Source organism: Alteromonas sp. C1M14, from assembly GCF_018860965.1.
Classification (GTDB): Bacteria; Pseudomonadota; Gammaproteobacteria; order Enterobacterales; family Alteromonadaceae; genus Alteromonas.
On the sequence record NZ_JAHKQF010000015.1, the window covers coordinates 424,544 to 443,122 of the forward strand.

Annotated in this window: 16 protein-coding genes; 9 read left to right on the forward strand and 7 right to left on the reverse strand. The window is 45.0% G+C overall.

From position 1 onward, the window contains the following. Position 1 precedes the first annotated feature (1 nt). Both KO501_RS14265 and ampE read right to left on the reverse strand, forming a co-directional pair. Positions 2 to 760 carry a GntR family transcriptional regulator gene (locus KO501_RS14265; RefSeq protein ID WP_216030335.1) on the reverse strand — a complete coding sequence of 253 codons (759 nt, stop codon included), beginning with the start codon at positions 758 to 760 and terminating at the stop codon, positions 2 to 4. A gap of 335 nt (positions 761 to 1,095) precedes the next feature. Next, entirely contained in the window at positions 1,096 to 1,962 is an 867-nt protein-coding gene (gene ampE / locus KO501_RS14270) for a regulatory signaling modulator protein AmpE (protein WP_216030336.1), read from the reverse strand. Between the two features lie 145 nt (positions 1,963 to 2,107). On the opposite strand from ampE, the gene KO501_RS14275 reads away from it, so the two are divergent. The 4 genes from KO501_RS14275 (at position 2,108) to KO501_RS14290 (ending at position 5,470) form a co-directional block, all read left to right on the forward strand. Continuing rightward, positions 2,108 to 2,638, forward strand: coding sequence for a TIGR02281 family clan AA aspartic protease (locus KO501_RS14275; protein WP_252728484.1), 531 nt, complete (start codon positions 2,108 to 2,110; stop codon positions 2,636 to 2,638). 16 nt (positions 2,639 to 2,654) lie between these two features. Further along, positions 2,655 to 3,509 carry a carboxylating nicotinate-nucleotide diphosphorylase gene (gene nadC, locus KO501_RS14280; protein ID WP_216030640.1) on the forward strand — a complete coding sequence of 285 codons (855 nt, stop codon included), beginning with the start codon at positions 2,655 to 2,657 and terminating at the stop codon, positions 3,507 to 3,509. A 246-nt stretch (positions 3,510 to 3,755) separates the two neighbouring features. Then, positions 3,756 to 4,202 carry a prepilin-type N-terminal cleavage/methylation domain-containing protein gene (locus tag KO501_RS18505; protein WP_216030337.1) on the forward strand — a complete coding sequence of 149 codons (447 nt, stop codon included), beginning with the start codon at positions 3,756 to 3,758 and terminating at the stop codon, positions 4,200 to 4,202. 59 nt (positions 4,203 to 4,261) lie between these two features. Next, positions 4,262 to 5,470 carry a type II secretion system F family protein gene (locus KO501_RS14290; protein WP_216030338.1) on the forward strand — a complete coding sequence of 403 codons (1,209 nt, stop codon included), beginning with the start codon at positions 4,262 to 4,264 and terminating at the stop codon, positions 5,468 to 5,470. 542 nt (positions 5,471 to 6,012) lie between these two features. Here the strand turns inward: KO501_RS14290 and KO501_RS14295 are convergent. Beyond that, complete coding sequence (locus tag KO501_RS14295; RefSeq protein ID WP_216030339.1) at positions 6,013 to 6,891, reverse strand: hypothetical protein; 879 nt, start codon at positions 6,889 to 6,891, stop codon at positions 6,013 to 6,015. 676 nt (positions 6,892 to 7,567) lie between these two features. Here KO501_RS14295 and KO501_RS14300 point away from each other — a divergent pair. From KO501_RS14300 to KO501_RS14320, 5 genes are all read left to right on the forward strand, one after another. Then, positions 7,568 to 8,455 carry an A24 family peptidase gene (locus KO501_RS14300; protein WP_216030340.1) on the forward strand — a complete coding sequence of 296 codons (888 nt, stop codon included), beginning with the start codon at positions 7,568 to 7,570 and terminating at the stop codon, positions 8,453 to 8,455. Continuing rightward, a complete protein-coding gene (gene coaE, locus KO501_RS14305) occupies positions 8,452 to 9,057 on the forward strand; it encodes a dephospho-CoA kinase (RefSeq protein WP_216030341.1) in 606 nt (201 codons plus the stop codon). The genes KO501_RS14300 and coaE overlap by 4 nt, the downstream gene beginning before the upstream one ends. A 100-nt stretch (positions 9,058 to 9,157) precedes the next feature. Further along, the gene (zapD, locus tag KO501_RS14310) at positions 9,158 to 9,910 is read left to right on the forward strand and encodes a cell division protein ZapD (RefSeq protein ID WP_216030342.1); all 753 of its coding nucleotides are present in this window, start codon (positions 9,158 to 9,160) and stop codon (positions 9,908 to 9,910) included. Between the two features lie 35 nt (positions 9,911 to 9,945). Next, positions 9,946 to 10,176 carry a DNA gyrase inhibitor YacG gene (gene yacG / locus KO501_RS14315; protein ID WP_216030343.1) on the forward strand — a complete coding sequence of 77 codons (231 nt, stop codon included), beginning with the start codon at positions 9,946 to 9,948 and terminating at the stop codon, positions 10,174 to 10,176. A gap of 60 nt (positions 10,177 to 10,236) precedes the next feature. Further along, the gene (locus KO501_RS14320) at positions 10,237 to 11,106 is read left to right on the forward strand and encodes an aspartoacylase (protein WP_216030344.1); all 870 of its coding nucleotides are present in this window, start codon (positions 10,237 to 10,239) and stop codon (positions 11,104 to 11,106) included. A gap of 90 nt (positions 11,107 to 11,196) precedes the next feature. Here KO501_RS14320 and mutT read toward each other — a convergent pair whose 3' ends face one another. The 4 genes from mutT to KO501_RS14340 form a co-directional block, all read right to left on the reverse strand. Continuing rightward, positions 11,197 to 11,583, reverse strand: coding sequence for an 8-oxo-dGTP diphosphatase MutT (gene mutT, locus KO501_RS14325; RefSeq protein WP_216030345.1), 387 nt, complete (start codon positions 11,581 to 11,583; stop codon positions 11,197 to 11,199). Then, on the reverse strand, positions 11,583 to 14,303 hold the full coding sequence (secA, locus tag KO501_RS14330) for a preprotein translocase subunit SecA (RefSeq protein WP_216030346.1): 2,721 nt from the start codon (positions 14,301 to 14,303) through the stop codon (positions 11,583 to 11,585). Before secA ends, mutT begins: the two co-directional genes overlap by 1 nt. 151 nt (positions 14,304 to 14,454) lie before the next feature. Beyond that, entirely contained in the window at positions 14,455 to 15,336 is an 882-nt protein-coding gene (locus tag KO501_RS14335) for a M23 family metallopeptidase (protein ID WP_216030347.1), read from the reverse strand. A 120-nt stretch (positions 15,337 to 15,456) separates the two neighbouring features. Further along, positions 15,457 to 18,450 (reverse strand): ligand-binding sensor domain-containing diguanylate cyclase, encoded by a 2,994-nt coding sequence (locus KO501_RS14340; RefSeq protein WP_216030348.1) that lies wholly within the window; start codon positions 18,448 to 18,450, stop codon positions 15,457 to 15,459. Positions 18,451 to 18,579: the final 129 nt, after the last annotated feature.

Sequence of the window (18,579 nt, forward strand, 5' to 3'; positions counted from 1 at the left end):
CCTATATCTCCAGACGTCTTAACGCGCGTTGAACACGACTATCGCGCTGATTAATCGCCAGAAGCGTTTTCTCTATTAGTGCAAGGTGTGCATTACACGCTTGCCTTGCGGCCTCTGGATCACGAGACGCAATGGCCGCTAAAATTTCTTTTCGCTGACGAGTCACCTCGCCGTTAATATCTGTTTCATCATCATGATGTAGTGCAAACATATCAAAGTTGCGCTCGATATTTTCTACCAACATGGTTTGCATCGTACTCATTACGTGTAACAACACCATATTGTGTGAGGCCCGAGCCATCACCATATAAAATTCGCCAACCGCTTCGGCCAGTGCTCGCTTACTTTCACCTGGCGCGGGTGCCGGTAAATTATCTAGCGCCGCTTGCAATGCTTTGTAATCTTCCGGTTGCCCACGTAACGCAGCATAATAGGCCGCCATGCCTTCAAGGGCGTGACGAAACTCTAGCAAGTCGAACTGGGTTTCCGGACGGCGGCTGATTAATGCCATCAATGGGTCGGTCATGGCTGCATTTAGGTTACGGCTGACAAAGGTGCCCCCGCCCTGTTTACGCTCGACTAACCCTCTAGCCTGTAAATTACCGATGGCTTCCCGCAAAGACGGGCGGGATACATCAAACTGCATAGCCAGTTCGCGCTCGGGGGGCAATTGCTGCCCAGCCAATAAGGTGCCGTCAAGAATCATAGATTCCAGCTGTTCAGTGATAACATCTGACAGTTTTCTTCGGCCTTGACGCATAAATTGACGGATCCTCGGTTATAAAAAAGGCGGCCAAATTGTAAACAAATTTGTTAGCCACCCTTCATTGGTAATACCAATTTACCTATCTAGTTTAGGCCAGATCGAAATAGAGGTAAATAGTTAGGGGCAAAAAGTCGTGCGTAAACTTACACCAAAAGCCCCTAAATATTGAATTTGTTGAAAATTTTCTACACTTCATTCTGGTCTGATGAGTATTTCAAAAGACGAATCGTTATATTTATGCCCTAATTATGTAAACGAACAGAAGAAAACACCCTATATTCGGTATGTTACTGCCCACTTTTTTCGGCCAATCCTTTGCCTTTAAGCACTTAAACCAACCAACCTGAAAGAGTAAGTACTGCCGCGACCACTAATAAAAAGAGTATATTGCGCTTGGCTAAGCGCACACTGGCCAGCACATGGGTACATGCCATCATCTTGCTGCATGCATCGCAATCTTTGGGCTCGATAATTTCGGCCTGACGGCCCACTCGCCATAATAGCTGTTCAGCAACAATGTGGCGGGAAGATACATATTCAAGCCAAACCGGTAGCGCCCTTGAAAAATGCCCCACCACAAGAAAACCAAACGCGGTAAGCCGTGCCGGTATCCATTCTAAAATATGTAAAAGACTAGCGCTGTGTTTTGCACAGGCAAAGTTAGCCGCCATGAAATAGCGATGCGCCTCTCTTACTGTCATATAAAGCAGCGCACCTGGCCCACCCAATACAATAAAGAAAATAATCACTGCTGCATAAAATTGAAAATTGGCTAACAATAACAACCGCTGAATAAGGGTGCCATCGTCGGCTAGCGCACTGTCATCGTCACGACCCAGCAAGCCTTTGTGCAATTGCATCGCATAAAGATCGCACGCTTCTGCATCTTCACGTTGGGCGCTTTGCAACCAATTTTTATAGGTGCTGCGCGCACTGCTACAACCAAGGGCTAAAAACAGCACCAGGGTTTGCACAATAAATGTAATAAAATTACCAAACAAGACACATTCAAGCACCATCAATAACAAGGCGGGTATTACTAGTCCAAGCCATATACGCCACTTTCCCGTGTCGCCGTCGCTGTTTTTACACACAACCCCTAGAGTTTTATCTGTTACCCAGGCAGATCGCCAATAATCAGAGCGGGTAACGACTCGGTCTAATCCAATTGCTATTAATAAACTGATGAGAATCACTTAACTGTCCTTTATTAAACATTAATGGGTGAACGGCGGCATGAGAATAAATCACCATAAGACGGATGAGCGTCAATAGCAATGGCAGTACTAAGTTTGACACTCCCCATTGCCTTACTCAAGGATAGCCTTATTATCTGTGTTCATGGTAATCAACTTAAGTGGTGTGATGAGTAGTCACCAGCAAGCGGGAAAATGGATGTATATTTTAGCCTGGATCTGTGGGCTAGGCTTAATGACGTTTGTATTTAGTGATCTGTTGGATCGCCAAAGCAACCCCAATCGAGCGCCAGAATCTGTCACCCTCGCCAATCAAACTGAGGTTAGACTAAAGCAAAACCGTGCCGGGCATTATGTTACCGCCGGGACGATTAATGGCGTACCCGTAGAATTTTTAGTGGATACAGGTGCCACCGATGTGGCTATACCCGCGCACATGCAAAATAAACTTGGCTTGCAAGTTCAAGGTAGTGGGCTGGCACAAACCGCTAACGGCGTAGTACGAGTTAGCCGTACCACCCTAGATTCTGTTACTATCGGCGATATTGAAGTACGAAACGTCCGCGCCAATTTAAACCCCGGAATGAACGATAACCAAATATTGCTGGGCATGAGCGTTTTAACCCAATTGGAGTTTACTCAACGCGGTGACTGGCTAATATTGCGAACCCTTTAAGAGCATTAAATCAATGATGACGCAACCTTCTGCAGAAACTATCCGCGCGCAGGTTAACCTTGCGCTTGCCGAAGATCTGGGCGGCACGCCCGATCCCGCTTTTGACATAACTGCCAACCTTATCGACAGCAACACCCAGGCCGAAGCCAAAGTGATCACCCGGGAAGACTGTGTGGTATGTGGTATTCAATGGGCAGAACAGGCCTTTGCCTTAGTCGATAGCTCTATATCTTTGAACTGGCATGTGGCTGACGGCGACACAGCTAAAGCCGGCGATACCCTATTAAGTTTGTCGGGCCCGGCAAGAGGGATCCTTACCGCCGAGCGCACCGCCCTTAATTTTTTACAAACCCTTTCGGCAACGGCAAGTGCCGCCCATGAATATGCGGCATTATTGGCTAATAGCCATACCCGCATTTTAGATACCCGTAAAACCTTACCCGGTTTGCGCCTGGCGCAAAAGTATGCTGTTGCTTGTGGTGGTGGCGTAAACCATCGTATCGGGCTATTTGATGCTTACCTTATAAAGGAAAACCACATATTTGCCTGTGGCTCGATAGAAAAGGCCGTGGTAACGGCAAAATCCATGCAACCGGGCAAACCGGTAGAGGTAGAAGTAGAAAGCCTTGACGAGCTAAAGCAAGCGTTAGCCGCTGGTGCCGATATTATTATGCTAGATAACTTCACCAATGATCAGATCCGAAGCGCAGTGGATCTCACTAAAGGGCGCAGTAAACTGGAAGTATCTGGCAATATTACGAAAGAAAGATTGGGATCTTTATCTAAATTAGGGGTTGACTATATATCTTCAGGGGCATTAACCAAGCATGTGCAAGCCATCGATCTATCGCTTCGGGTAACCATGAAGTAAAGAAATCTGCTTATAAATCATATATGTGGATATCTTTACTTTCTCTCCTATAGATATCCACTTCAATACCCATACACCGCTAATTCCTATTCATATGTATATTTCTGGATACTTGTCAGATACCGATCTCGGCATATACTGAGAATCAAGTACCGGGGACGTTGAAACGGACGACTCAGGTATAAAACGTAACTTTGAATGCATAAGTTTAATTTAGCGTATTATACGCACACCCGGAGAGAGACCATGAAAAACTTCACTAAATCTAACCAAAACCAAAAAGGTTTTACCCTAATCGAACTCATGATCGTGGTAGCGATCATCGGTATCCTGGCTGCTGTGGCATTGCCGGCTTATAACAACTATACAAAGAAAGCACGCTTTTCTGAAGTAGTTTTAGCGGCGCAAGCTTTTAAAACTGCCATTGAAGTTTGTGTACAAACAGAAGCAGATTTACAGGAATGCGAAGCAAGTGAAAATGGTGTACCTACTAACCTAAGCGGCGGAGTTTCAACTTATGTAAACGCCGTAACATGGACTCCAGCCTCTGCAACAGTTGGCTCTATCGTTGTAACTCCAGAGAAAGAGGGCGGCCTTCTCGAGACCGAACTTTATACTCTTAAAGGTACATATGATGAGACTAAGGGTTTAATTACTTGGGAAGAAACCTGTACAAATGCAGACTACTGCTAAGTAACTAAGATTACCAAAGCCCGTACAAATTGTTCGGGCTTTTTTCGAGGATCTACATCATGGCTAAAACTGCAGAAATATTTCTCTGGCAAGGCAAAGACAGAAAGGGAAGCAATAAGAAAGGCGAAATTTCCGCAGCTAATTTAGTAGAAGCGAAAAACCTTTTACGTCGTCAAGGCATATCAGCCCAAAAAGTAAAAAAACAACCTAAATCTATTTTTGGTAACGGTAAAAAAATAAATGCGAAAGACATTTCTGTAATATCTCGACAAATTGCTACCATGTTAACTGCAGGCGTCACACTGATTCAGTCATTAGAAATGATTGCCCAAGGCCACGATAAACCGGCCATGCGCAAATTATTAAGCCAAATTACCGACGAAGTTAAAGCCGGTAACCCCCTATCGACTGCGTTACGCAAGCACCCCTTGTATTTTGAAGATTTATATTGCGATCTGGTAAAAACCGGTGAACAATCCGGCGCGCTAGAAACCATTTATGACCGCATTGCCACCTATAAAGAAAAAGCCGAAGCGTTAAAATCGAAAATTAAAAAGGCCATGTTTTACCCAATTGCGGTTGTCGTAGTGGCCTTTATTGTCACCACCATCTTACTGGTATTTGTGGTACCCCAATTTGAAGAGATCTTCTCTAGCTTTGGCGCAGAACTCCCCGCTTTCACTCAAATGGTATTAGGTATCTCCCGCTTTGTGCAGGACTACGGCATTTTTATCGCCATAATTATGGCGGCTGCAGCCTTTTTATTCGTTCGCGCTCACCGAAAATCCCCCAAACTGCGAGATAACGTCGACAAATTAATTCTAAAAACGCCAGTAGTCGGGGCCATATTAAAAAAAGCAGCGGTGGCCCGGTTTGCTCGTACCTTATCTACCACCTTTGCTGCCGGTGTGCCCTTAATTGGGGCATTGGATTCTGCTGCCGGCGCCTCGGGCAATGCGGTATACCGCGATGCCATACAATTTATTAAAAAGGAAGTGGCCGGCGGCCTACAAATGAATACCGCCATGCGGGCCACCAATGTGTTCCCCGATATGGTCACCCAAATGGTGGCCATTGGGGAAGAATCTGGCGCGGTGGATGAAATGCTATCGAAAATTGCCACCATTTATGAAGCCGAAGTGGATGACATGGTAGATGGCCTTACCAGCCTGCTAGAGCCCATTATTATGGCGGTTCTTGGAGTTATTATAGGAGGGTTGATCATTGCCATGTACCTGCCAATTTTTGATATGGGTAATGTGGTATAGTTACCAAAGCAAAATTATATACGTTTCATTCTTACTTACAAAAAACATTCCAACCCTCTTATCTACGGGGGTTGGAAAACCAACCATAAAACCTTTGAAATACTCAGTAAATTTGAAAGAAAATTGCCGGAATCAAAGCTTTTCCGTTGGGACTTTTTTCTGGAAAGGCTAGAACCTAGTAAAGCAACACTTTGACGCAACGAAGACTTTAGAAATGAATTTGAGAGAGTCAAGAAGCTAGTAAAAGATTACAAGAACAAAAACATCGATTACTCACTGGAACGCTCACTTGAGAGTAAGAAAGATAGCCGAATCAAAGGGGAAGTGGACAATCTGAAAAGGTAGCAACCACTAAATCGCCTCTTTTCATTGTATAAAGACTATATTGTAGCATTACTGCTCTTCTTGCATTTGTCGCGTCATCCAACATTCCGGTGAAAGTCTCAGGTACATTGACATCTATTATTTTCGCAAATACTGTGCTAGAAAAAAAACTAAAAACACAGCTATAATCCGCTTAAAAAATCCATTTTCTGTTATCCTTATTTACATATTATGTATTTATCACCCCAAGATGTACTTATTGAATCAGGTATTTTTAAAGCAACTTTTTCACCTTTCCCTAATTCTGCACGCTCTACTTTCCATTGGTCATAAATTTCAGTGTATTCCCTTTCAACATCAGAAGTTTCGAGAAATTCAAAATCATCGTTTAGCTGTTCCATTTCCAATGAGTAAAAATTACTAATGACAGGCGAAACCGAAATAAAAAGACGACGATATAAGTATTTTTTTCTTAATAACTCCAGCTTCTCATCGTCAGTTAATCTTGAACTGTTAATTTCGGTGTCGTATGTAGAGCCAAGCTCTAATAGAGCAATAGAGAACTCTCTGAGTCCCGCTTGCCAGAGATACTTTCTTGCTTCCAATAATGTTTTTTTGTCTAATGGCTGTGCTTTTCCAATTTGGCGGGAGTTATTCAACGCTGGATTCGTATTAATTGTACGATGTGAAGACCAATGCTTATTCATTCCGAGAACATATAGCGCATCTTGGTTACCAGAATCTGCTTCCAATAGTAATTCTTCTTCACTCAATTCTATTAGATAGTCATCAACCGAGTTTGGAGAAAGGTTGTTTTCAAGTATGAATTCATTTACAGCATTTACCTCTTCATTTTCTAAGAATTCAGCTAATGTCAGACAATCACTTCTCTGCGAGGTTTCAGGCACGCTTAACACTTTCTGGCTCTGTTCTGCATCTACGTATTCTGATTTTCTATCAACAAGAACTGCCTGACCTTTGCTACCTTCGCTAATCAATGATGTATTAGGGAAGGATTCTCCCGTATTTTCATTCTTGGTGAATAAAAATGTGATAATAAATAATGCTACTACCACTGTAACTACTATTATTTTCAATATTTCTGTCCATACGGTAAAGTAGTGGCATTATAAGTTTTGCCACCTGATTTAAGCCGCTATTATAGTAGCATAATGAATCGACCAGACTTTACTAGACTGAATTATGATAGCAATAACGCAAGATATTATAGATTCCTTTTTACGGTCAAATACTAAGTTGCCTGATTGGTCATTCTTTACATACAAGGGAGTAGAGATCATTGATTTCTTACCAGATGAATTCTCTATTGAATTGGTCAGTGGTGTTTTCATCAATTGTACAAATATGATGGTACGTGACATATCGCTCTCTCATCATATGATTAATATTAAAGAGTAAGAATAACTGCCCCCTTATTAAAATTTCATTTTTAATCATGGGGATTACACTGACAGGTTTCCAAAACGTTTCATTTTAGATAAATTTGGTGAAAATGCTTGCAAAAGGCTGCTTTTATGAAACACTCAAAGTAACAAAGGGCAGAATTATGATAAGCAATACCATTTCAGATCAATACGTTAGATCCTCATATCATCATAATGAAACGCTTCCGATCCGAGCTAGTGTAGGGCAACGCCCCCTTATACCCCTACCTTCATAACAAAAATACTAATTTGCCATTGAGACAAACCGCTATTTCAGGCAGTCTTAGTAAGGTTAATCACCTAATTATAAGCAGTTATATAAGCACCTATGGACGCCATATTCTCATTAATGCAGCACAGCCTGCCAACGTTTCTTATTACCGTTTTTATATTTAGTTTGCTGGTGGGCAGTTTTTTAAATGTGGTGATCTACCGCTTGCCCATTATGATGGAACGGGCTTGGCAAGCCGAATACCAAGGCTATTTTCATAGCGACGATACCGCAGCGCCCTCTACACCTTCGCCGCCCTTTAATTTAGTGAAACCCGATAGTACCTGCCCCCATTGCCAGCATAAAATTCGTGCCTGGGAAAATATTCCGGTGATCAGTTACCTATTTTTAGGTGGCAAATGCGCAAACTGCAAAGCGCCCATATCCATTCGCTACCCCTTAGTAGAGCTATTCACCGCCCTGGTGGCTACCTTTACTGCCTGGCACTTTGGTGCCACTAGCCAAGGTGTATGGGCAGTGTTGATCGTATTTATACTGATCGCATTATTATTTATTGATCTAGATAAAATGCTGTTGCCCGACCAGCTTACCCTACCGTTACTGTGGATAGGTCTACTGTTAAGTACCCAATCGGTATTTGTAAACCCAGTAGATGCCATTATTGGTGCCGCAGCCGGTTACCTAAGTTTATGGAGCGTGTATTGGGCCTTTAAGCTACTTACTGGTAAGGAAGGCATGGGCTATGGTGATTTTAAACTCCTTGCCGCCTTAGGGGCCTTTACCGGTTGGCAAGGCTTACCCATTATCATATTGCTATCGTCGGTGGTTGGCGCTTTTGTGGGTATTGTTATTATGATCACCCAGCGCAAAGACCAATCGGTTGCCATTCCTTTTGGCCCGTATTTGGCCGTGGCCGGTTATTTAACCCTATTGTATAAAACCCCCATTACCGAGATGTACCTAGCGTGGGTGCTAGGTTCATGAGCACCGCTTTTGTTGTGGGTTTAACCGGCGGCATTGGCAGCGGTAAATCCGCCGTTAGCGATCTCTTTGCTAAATTAGGCATTGATGTGGTGGATGCCGATATTGTTGCCCGTGAGGTTGTCGCCCCAGGACGGCCTGCTTTAAATCGTATTGTTCGCCGTTTTGGTAGCGATATTGTTAACAACGATGGCCACCTAAACCGCGCCAAGCTACGCCAAATTGTATTTGATAGCGCCGAGCACAAACAATGGCTAAACGATTTGCTTCATCCGGCGATTCGACAAGCCATGGGGGCGCAACTTGCCCAATCCACTACCCCCTATGTGATCTTCTCGGTACCGCTGCTGATTGAAAATAAGCTAGATACAATGACAAACCGTGTTTTAGTGGTAGATTGTGATGAGCGCACACAGCTAACCCGAGCATTAGCAAGAGACGGCAGTAACGAAACCACCATCCGCGCGATTATGGCAAGCCAAGCTACCCGAGCAGAACGCCTAGCGAAGGCAGATGATGTAATAGACAACAACGGTAGCTTGTCGTCCTTACCGGCGAAGGTTGAACAACTGCATCAACAGTATTTAAGGCTTTCTGCCGACTAAAACCGTCTCTCACCGTCTCGGCGGCGTCAAATTTACGCCAAGGGTTGATATTTTGACGCTTTTGCGTTGTAGTGCTATGCGATACAACAGAGAGGGCTTCATGACCACCACAACTTTTGAATTTCCACTGAAAGAAAAGGTGCGAAATTATTTGCGTATAGAACATTTGCTCGGGCAATTGAAAACCGGTGCGTCAACCCACAATACCGCGTTACAAGTGTACTTTTTCGAGCAACTGTTTACCCTTATGGACCTGTTAGAGCGTCTTGATCTGCGCTCGGATCTATTGAAAGATCTCGATGCCCATGAAAAAAACCTGGTTTTGTGGTCCAGCTATCCAAACATTGATAAACAAGCTTTAGATCAAACCTTACAGTCCATTGTCGCCCTTAGAGGCAATATCAAAGCCGAACGAAAATTTGGTACTGCCCTTAGAGAAGATCTTTTTTTATCGGCTATTCGTCAGCGTTTTTCTATTCCCGGTGGCGTATGCAGTTTTGATCTACCTAACCTTCACTATTGGCTTAGCAGCAGCGCACAAAGCCAACAGCAAGACATGGCCCGTTGGCGAAAATCCTTAGTCTCTTTGGAAGATGCTGTGGCTATCTTGTTGTCTTTTCTGCGTGAAAAATCGGCCTTTGATACCGTCGAAGCAGAAAACGGCTTTTACCAAGGTGTAGCAGATGATAAAAATGAACTCATTCGCGTAAAATGCGATACCAGTGAAGGCTTTTATCCCACGTTAAGTGGAAATAAGTACCGCTATTCTATCCGTTTTATGTGGTTTGAGGCCTCGTCAGGTCAGTCTCCGTCGGTGGAAAAGCCGGTGACATTTACCCTAGCGGCCTGCTAAACTTGCCGCAAAGCGTTTCTGACAAAGTAATTGATGTGAAAGTAAACTGTCCCATTTGTAACACCTTAGTGGAATGGTCGTCGACCAGTCTGTTTCGCCCGTTTTGTTCAAAAAAATGTCAGCTTATTGATCTTGGCGAATGGGCAGCAGAAGACCGGGCCATTCCCGCTACGAAACAATCCCCTGATACGCCAGAAAACATGCCCGATATTGAAGATATAGAAGCCATGTTAAGCCAGCAACAGGACGACTTTTTTAAACACTGATCCTCGCCGGACACGTTTCTTCTTAGTGCCGGTTTCATTTTATTTAAAGGTGAGTGAAATATGCTCAATTCCATTGTATTGACAGGTGGCGCCCATGGTAATGAAACCAGTGGCATTGAATTAATTCGACAATGGCAACTAAGCGGTATGCCAGCACGCTTTAACAACTTAAATGTACGTTGTGGCCTGGCAAACCCAAACGCCATTGACGCCAATGTGCGCTTTTTAGAAGAAGATCTTAACCGCCAATTTACTGTTGAGCGCCTCGCCAGTGATAACCTGGCAGCGGAAGCCGTATTAGCGAAACAACTCAATGAACTATACGGTCCTAAGGGCCCAGATTCTGCGACGGATTTTTTTATTGATGTGCACAACACCACCAGTGAAATGGGCGCAACCTTAATTATTTTGGAGCACGACGCGTTTAATATTGCCTTGGCCCGCTTTGTTAAAAATGCCATGCCAGAGGCAAATATCCTGATAGAAGATGAAAAGACCTTTGCCTCCCATGGCTATCTTTGCACCCTCGGTAAAAAAGGGGTGATGATTGAGGTAGGCGGTCAACCTCAAGGGGTGCTTCGCGAAGACGTGTATTTGCTGACGCAAAAGATGGCCGAGGCCATTCTCGATTTTTGCTTAGCCTGGAATGAAAAACAGGATTTATCCACCTTGCCCCCTTGCGAGGCTTTTCGACTGGGAAGAGAAATTAGTTTTCCGTTAGATGACCATGGACAACGAAAAGCCATGATCCACCATCAACTGCAAGATAAAGATTTTATCGCCTTGGAACAAGGAGCACCGGCTTTTACTGGCTTTGATGGCACAATCTACCTATGGGAAGAAGACACCACCTACCCCCATTTTATCAATGAAGCCGCGTACCATAAGCTAGATGTGGCCTTTGCCACTTCCCAGCGTATTACGCTATAAATACCCATAAAAAAAACCAGGCGTACTAAACGTCTGGTTTTATTGTTTATCACTAATGTTAGTGATGCTTATTCACGCTGCTTTGTTTTTTTAACCTTTCACCAATGCCTCGATAATTGCCACATTGGCGGCAGGAAAGCGGCTAGCATCAAGTGCGTTCAGCGCGCACCATTGGCCTGGTTGACCTTCTAACCCGGCGGGTTCACCAGTAAATTCAGATACCGTAAACACATGTAAGCACACGCGCTTATCGCCGTAATCATGCTCGATGGTAATAAGGGGCTTGGCGGCAACAACCTGAATGCCCACTTCTTCTAGCAGCTCCCGAGCCAATGCCTCAAGGGCACTTTCGCCGCTATCAACCTTGCCACCGGGAAACTCCCATTTGCCGCCTTGGTGCTTATCACAGGGGCGTTTACAGATAAATACCTGCGCCCCTTTAAGAATAACCCCAACGGCAACGTGCACTGTGCTCATTAAGACAGCTTACCGCAACACTGTTTGTATTTTTTACCTGAGCCACAAGGACAGGGATCGTTACGGCCGACTTTAGGCCCTTCACGCATTGCCGTGCGCACAGGTGCGTTACCGGCAGCTTCTGGCGCATCAGATGGACCCTCGGCATCTTGATGTTGAAACTTCTTAGGCACATCGTCAGCTTGACGACGTTGCTCTTCGACTTTCTCCACATCAGATTCCGCTTGTACCTGTACTCGACTTAAAATGGTGATCACTTCCACTTTAAGCGCTTCAAGCATACTGGAGAACAACTCGAAAGATTCCCGCTTGTATTCTTGCTTCGGATTTTTCTGTGCATAACCACGCAAGTGAATGCCCTGACGCAAGTGATCCATGGCTGCCAAATGCTCTTTCCAATGGCTATCTAAGTTCTGCAGCATAATGGCTTTTTCAAATTGGCGCAGTACATCAGGCCCCACCACATCCTCTTTTGCTTTATAGGCGCCTTCAATCTCTTCTAAGATACGCTCGCGAATACGCTCTTCGTAAAGCTTGTCGTCATTGTCTAACCATTGCTGTACCGGTAAATCCACTTTAAAGTCGGCCTTAAGACGTTCTTCTAAGCCGTTTACATCCCACATTTCTTCCAACGATTGGGGTGGAATATATTCATCGACAATACCGCTAACCACATCGACGCGAATGGCGGCAATGGTCTCACTAATATCGCCTTCGTCCAGCAATTCGTTACGTTGCTCGTAAATGACTTTACGTTGATCGTTAGCCACATCATCGTATTCAAGCAGTTGCTTACGAATGTCGAAGTTACGACCTTCTACTTTACGCTGCGCGTTTTCGATGGCGCGCGTTACCCAAGGATGTTCGATGGCTTCACCATGTTCCATTCCTAAACGCTTCATCATGCCGGCCATTTTTTCCGACGCAAAAATACGCATCAGGGCATCGTCAAGAGACAGATAAAAACGGCTTGAGCCAGGATCGCCCTGACGGCCAGAACGCCCTCGAAGCTGATTATCGATACGACGAGATTCGTGGCGTTCGGTACCAATAATATGCAAACCACCGGCTTCAAGAACAAGAGTATGTTGTTCTTCCCACTCGTCTTTAAGCTTCTTAATTTGTGCTTCTGTGGGGTTTTCTAGTTTTTCAACTTCTGCGCGCCAGTTACCCCCTAACACGATATCCGTACCACGACCGGCCATATTAGTGGCGATGGTCACCGCACCGGGTTTACCCGCTTGGGCAATAATATCCGCTTCATGTTCATGGAACTTGGCGTTAAGTACTTTGTGAGGAATTTTTTCCTTTTTAAGAACCCGCGACAATAACTCGGAATTCTCGATAGATACCGTACCAACCAATACAGGCTGGCCTTTTTTCACGGTGGCACGAATGTCAGCCACAATAGCATCATATTTTTCTTGGGCAGTCAGGTAAATGAGATCTGCCATGTCCTTACGTACCATGGGCCGGTTCGTGGGGATCACCACCGTTTCTAGGCCATAGATATGCTGGAATTCAAACGCTTCAGTATCCGCAGTACCTGTCATCCCTGCCAATTTATCGAAAATACGGAAATAATTCTGGAAGGTAATGGAGGCCAGCGTTTGGTTTTCGTTTTGAATTTTCACCCCTTCTTTAGCTTCCACCGCTTGGTGTAAGCCTTCAGACCAACGACGTCCTTCCATCGTTCGACCGGTGTGTTCATCCACAATAACAATTTGATCGTCTTTGACGATGTAGTCCACATCCCGCTGGAACAATTTATGGGCACGTAAGGCCGCGTTAATGTGGTGCAGTAAAGAGATATTCCCGGCAGCAAATAATGATTCACCTTCAGGTAAAATGCCTTTTTCATGCAAGATTTCTTCTACGTGAATTTGACCATGTTCGGTAAGGTGGATTTGCTTAGATTTCTCATCCACGGTGTAGTCACCGTCGCCTTCTTGGCCTTCTTCGTCTTCTTGCTCCTGCTGAACAAGCTCTGGGATCACCGTATTAATGGCTTTGTATAATTCAGAACTATCTTCTGCGGCACCAGAAATAATTAAGGGAGTACGGGCCTCATCAATTAAGATGGAATCCACTTCATCCACAACCGCGTAGTGCAACGGACGCTGAACCCGATCTTTGGGGCTGAATGCCATATTGTCCCGCAGGTAATCGAAACCAAATTCGTTGTTAGTACCATAGGTGACATCGGCATGATAGGCCGCCCGTTTCATGTCTGGCGACATGCCCGGTATATTGCACCCAACAGTCATACCAAGAAATTCAAACAACTCTCTGGACCAATCCGCATCCCGACTGGCAAGGTAGTCGTTCACCGTCACCACATGCACCCCTTTACCGCTTAGGGCATTGAGGTAGGTAGGCAGGGTTGCGGTTAAGGTTTTACCTTCACCAGTACGCATTTCTGCGATTTTCCCTGAGTGTAAAACCATGCCACCAAGTAGCTGTACGTCAAAGTGACGCATCCCATAAACCCGTTTGCTGGCTTCACGAACAGTGGCAAAGGCTTCAATGAGAATGTCGTCGACACTTTCACCTTTTTCCAGTCTGGCTCTGAGTTCTGCGGTTTTGCCTTTTAACTGCTCATCTGACAGCGCTTCATAGTCCTTTTCAAGCGCATTAATGGCATCGACGTTCTTTTTTAATTTTTTTAATAGTCGGTCATTTCGGCTACCGAATACTTTTCTCAGGATGCTTGCAAACATTTGGTTGATGATTCCACTACTTGTACGAGAAACCGGCGTCCCGGATACTCTCGTCGATTTAAAAAAATGACACCGTGCGTTACGTGCACTGTGCCACCCTATCTGATTCTGCAGCTTACGTTCCCATAAGCCTGATTCTGGCTGCTACCTGTTACCGTCGTTTCACGACAAAAGGCAGAGGATCGATCGGTTGTCCGTTTCTTATTACTTCGTAGTGTACATGTGTGCCGGTAGAACGGCCGGTGCTTCCCATAATGGCAACAGGTTGCCCCTTGGTAACCACATCGCCCACAGAAACTAATAGCCCTTTATTGTGCCCGTAACGAGTCACCATGCCATCTCCGTGATCAATTTCTACTAGCACGCCATAACCTGAACGTTCGCCGGCCCAGGTTACGATACCTGCGCCTGTGGCTAGCACGTCATCTCCCGACTTACCGGCAAAATCCACCCCTTTATGCATGGCAGGTTTACCGGTAAACGGATCGGTACGCATTCCGTAATAAGAAGACAACCATCCCGACGCTATTGGTCGGCCAGATAATTGACTCTGTTGTTGGATATGATGCCCCCGCACCAAACTTTCAAGCATGGCTAGCTGCTGTTTTTTTGCTTCAACAGACTGCGCTACCAATGCCAATTGTTGCATTAGGGGGTCATTTTCAACGTTATTCGGTGTAGAGTCTGGGATAAAAGCAGACAAATCTTCCGCCTCCATCCCGAATTCGTTGGCAATTAGTTTGCCTTGTTCATCGAGTTGAGCCACCGTTGATTCCACTGCTGCCAAACGCTCTGCCAACATCGTTAACTGCTGACGGGTTTTTGTGGTGAGTTTCTCAACTTCGGAATTTTCAGATTCGTTCACTGCCTGAGCCAACTTGATTCTGGCAATATCTTCAGACACTGAGTCGGTGCTGCGACTGGAAACTAACATGAACAGAGAGGACAACACCGTAAAGCTCACCAGTGTTCTCACACTGATGCTTTTTCGGTAGCGACGCTGTTTACCTATGAAGGTGATGGTTAGTTTCATTCGTCATTCTCAATAAAATCAGCGCTAGTTTAACGCTGTTCAGACAAATGAACAAACCACAATGAGATACCCAGCGATTTTTTTTAATACATAAGGCCTAAAAATGACTATTTTTTGACCTTATGTTGGTGTAACTCCCTTTATTTGCGCGGCCGAAGACATAATATGTTCGGAACCTTGTAAATCAAAATAATTACTGCATAACAAGGCTTCGGCACTACATGTGGTCACATCGGTCCGTAAATCTTCGGGCACATCCGCTTTTGGCTGCATATGTAACCACCCTGCTTTGCCACCACGTTTGGCTAAATACATGGCCTTATCGGCCAAAATCAAAGAGTGTTCCCAGTGCCAATTTGTCAATCCGCTATGGTGGTAACATACCCCTGCCGAGCAACTTGGCTTAGTCGGTAAACGTGAACCATGGGGCCAATCGGTGTGAGCAATGGCGGACATTAGCCGCTCCATAAATTCGGCCACCGACACGCCGGCATCTAGCAATATAAGAAATTCCTCTCCGCCCCAGCGTACTATATGATCGCTATGGCGCACTTCCCGTCTTAAAATGTCACTAAAGGCCACCAAGATATCATCGCCAACGGAATGGCCAAGTTGATCATTTAGGATCTTGAAGTTGTCGATGTCTAGAATAATACAAAAGATGCCCTGTTCTAGACGTTTTGAGCGTGCAAGAATATTGTCAATGTATACATCTAAATAACGCCGATTTCTAAGACCGGTAAGAGAATCTGTGAGGCTGGCGTTCTCAAGCTGCTTGTTGGCTTCAGCCAGCTTTTTATTCGCGTTATCTAGTTGTCGCGTACGTGCTGCCACCATGCTTTCTAAACGGGCTTTGCTGCGCTCTAAACGACGCATTCGCAGTTGGATGAGCCCCCATATTACCAACACTCCAATACACACAAACACAACCCGCATCCAGTTTTGTTCGTACCAATAAGCTGGCACTACAACGTGGTAAACGGTGGGTGTGGACCATGCGGATTGTTCCTGCATACGGGTCTGCACTTTAAACTGGTATTCTCCTGGCGGTAAGTTGGTATAGTAACCTTCTCGCCGGCTAATGGTGCCAGTCCAATTCGCATCATATCCATCTAAAAAGTAACGAAAACGCAGCGCGCTATTACGGTAAAATTTAGGGCTAGAAAATTCAAAGCGAGCATTGCGTTTCCCTAAGGGTAACGTGGCCCCGCTTTGGGTATACCAGCGATTATCAATCACCATTCCTTCGATTACAGGAATAGGCTCTGAAACCGCATCTATAGCCTGTGCTAAATTGATTACCCCAACACCATTTAACGTAGGCAGATACAGTATGCCGTCTTTGAGCGTGCCTTTGGCATTACCCGCACCATTACAACAACGAATACCATCTCTATTTGCCTCTGGTCCATAGTCGTCCACCAACACGCGGATATCAAGAGGGGTGTTTGGGGCTAAGGATGCTAACGCTACCTTGTATACGCCTTTAACATTGGAGACCACAAGAGAGCCATCATATTCTGCGGCATATAATAAATTTTCAGCAGGCAATTTATCGATTTGTGGCCAATACCAGTTGCCATCATGCTCAATAGCAAACCCAGCTTGGAGTGTGCCGATAATCATGCGTTTATCTTTCAGTTGGGTAAAAAATGAAATAGACGTTGAATGCAGTATTCTGTCTTCTGTAAATGCATTTAATTTGCCGTTGGCGTATTTGTAAGCGCCCGCAGCTGTGCCTATCCACAATTGCCCCGCGCTATCAGTAAACACGGCTCGGGTATTGTCTGATGTCAATTGCAACTGTTCAGATTGGTTCGTAAGCTGATGGCCATCCCAGCGATACAGCCCCTTTAATGTTGCTATCCAAATGGCACCATCGGCGGTTTCTGTAAACCCATTTATTTGATAGTTTTGCAGTGAAGGGAATTGCTGAATAACCTGATAATCAGATGTTAATTGCACGGCACCTGCACGGGTACCCGCCCATATGTTCCCCTTGCTGTCGATAAACAGGGTATAAACCACATTATTAGGCAGCCTGTCGTCGTTAACTAATAACGTAAAGCGACCCTGTTTAAATTGATAGAGCCCCCCATTCGTACCTACCAACACATGATCCTGCTGATTAGCAAAGGTCCACACATAAGGCTCGGCTAACCCGGCTTCTACTCCAAAATTACGAGAGCCGTCATAACGCAGGCGCTGTAGACCATGGGTCCGACTTCCAAACCATAAATTGCCCTGATGATCTTCAAACGCGGTAACAAACCATGGCAAGGTTTTATCGTCAATACTGGTGACTTCTTCAATGATTTCATTGCCATGTATTTGTATTAAACGCTGTTTACATGCGATCCATAAGTTACCTTTAGAATCAGCGTACAGCATCTCTACGCCATCAGTAATAGGGTTGCCAGAAAACAATGCCGGCGTTAACTGTCCCTCATCAGATAGCCTAAACACGCCTCGAGTAGTACCAACCACTAACGAACCGTTGTAATCGGTTAGATGTTCAATTTGGGATTGCTGAGGCTGACCTTGAAGTTTAATAAACTGATATTGCCCCTCACTATCAATAACGCCCAGCGCATTGTTAAATGCCACCCAGAGTTTATCTCCTTGGCGCGCCAAAGCCGTCACTTGCCCACGGTTCATTTCAATTGCATCTACCGCCAGAGAAGTCCGATCGACGGAAAATAACCCATTGGCAGCAATATAAATGCGCTGATTAAATTCGACAATATCTTCAATCTTGCCGGGGCTTTGAAAACCAAAATCAGGCTCGATAAACGCGCTATCCCTTTTAACGATAAGGCCATTAGTGCTGCCTATCCATAGTTGGTTTAACTCATCAACATACACCGTGCGCAGGATGGGATCAGATAAAGCGGGGGTATCTTCACTATTGAAATTACGAAAGTGGTCGCCGTCAAATCGGGTAAGCCCCCCTTCTGTGGCAACCCACATGTAGCCAGTTTTATCTTGAGTAATACTGACTGCAGAAATTTGCGGCATATTATCCCGGGTGTCCCACAAACGTTGGTGGTATACGGAATAAGGGATCACTTGCTGTTGCTGATTAGCGACATCATAGGGGAGCGTCTGACCCATAGACATTGCGGTCATAACAGACAAAATAAAAGAAACGATAAATCGCAAGTATCTGAGTTTGATCATGAGATATAGGAAAGAACATTCAAGAAAATGCAGAGGCTTGCCATGTTCAAGATGTCCCCACTT

Coding starts and splice junctions, on each gene's coding strand:
- KO501_RS14265 (WP_216030335.1), bottom strand. CDS start 760: ATGCGTCAAGGCCGAAGAAAACTGTCAGATGTTATCACTGAACAGCTG.
- KO501_RS14275 (WP_252728484.1), top strand. CDS start 2,108: ATGGTAATCAACTTAAGTGGTGTGATGAGTAGTCACCAGCAAGCGGGA.
- nadC (WP_216030640.1), top strand. CDS start 2,655: ATGACGCAACCTTCTGCAGAAACTATCCGCGCGCAGGTTAACCTTGCG.
- KO501_RS18505 (WP_216030337.1), top strand. CDS start 3,756: ATGAAAAACTTCACTAAATCTAACCAAAACCAAAAAGGTTTTACCCTA.
- KO501_RS14290 (WP_216030338.1), top strand. CDS start 4,262: ATGGCTAAAACTGCAGAAATATTTCTCTGGCAAGGCAAAGACAGAAAG.
- KO501_RS14300 (WP_216030340.1), top strand. CDS start 7,568: ATGGACGCCATATTCTCATTAATGCAGCACAGCCTGCCAACGTTTCTT.
- coaE (WP_216030341.1), top strand. CDS start 8,452: ATGAGCACCGCTTTTGTTGTGGGTTTAACCGGCGGCATTGGCAGCGGT.
- zapD (WP_216030342.1), top strand. CDS start 9,158: ATGACCACCACAACTTTTGAATTTCCACTGAAAGAAAAGGTGCGAAAT.
- KO501_RS14320 (WP_216030344.1), top strand. CDS start 10,237: ATGCTCAATTCCATTGTATTGACAGGTGGCGCCCATGGTAATGAAACC.
- mutT (WP_216030345.1), bottom strand. CDS start 11,583: ATGAGCACAGTGCACGTTGCCGTTGGGGTTATTCTTAAAGGGGCGCAG.
- secA (WP_216030346.1), bottom strand. CDS start 14,303: ATGTTTGCAAGCATCCTGAGAAAAGTATTCGGTAGCCGAAATGACCGA.
- KO501_RS14335 (WP_216030347.1), bottom strand. CDS start 15,336: ATGAAACTAACCATCACCTTCATAGGTAAACAGCGTCGCTACCGAAAA.
- KO501_RS14340 (WP_216030348.1), bottom strand. CDS start 18,450: ATGGGTCAGACGCTCCCCTATGATGTCGCTAATCAGCAACAGCAAGTG.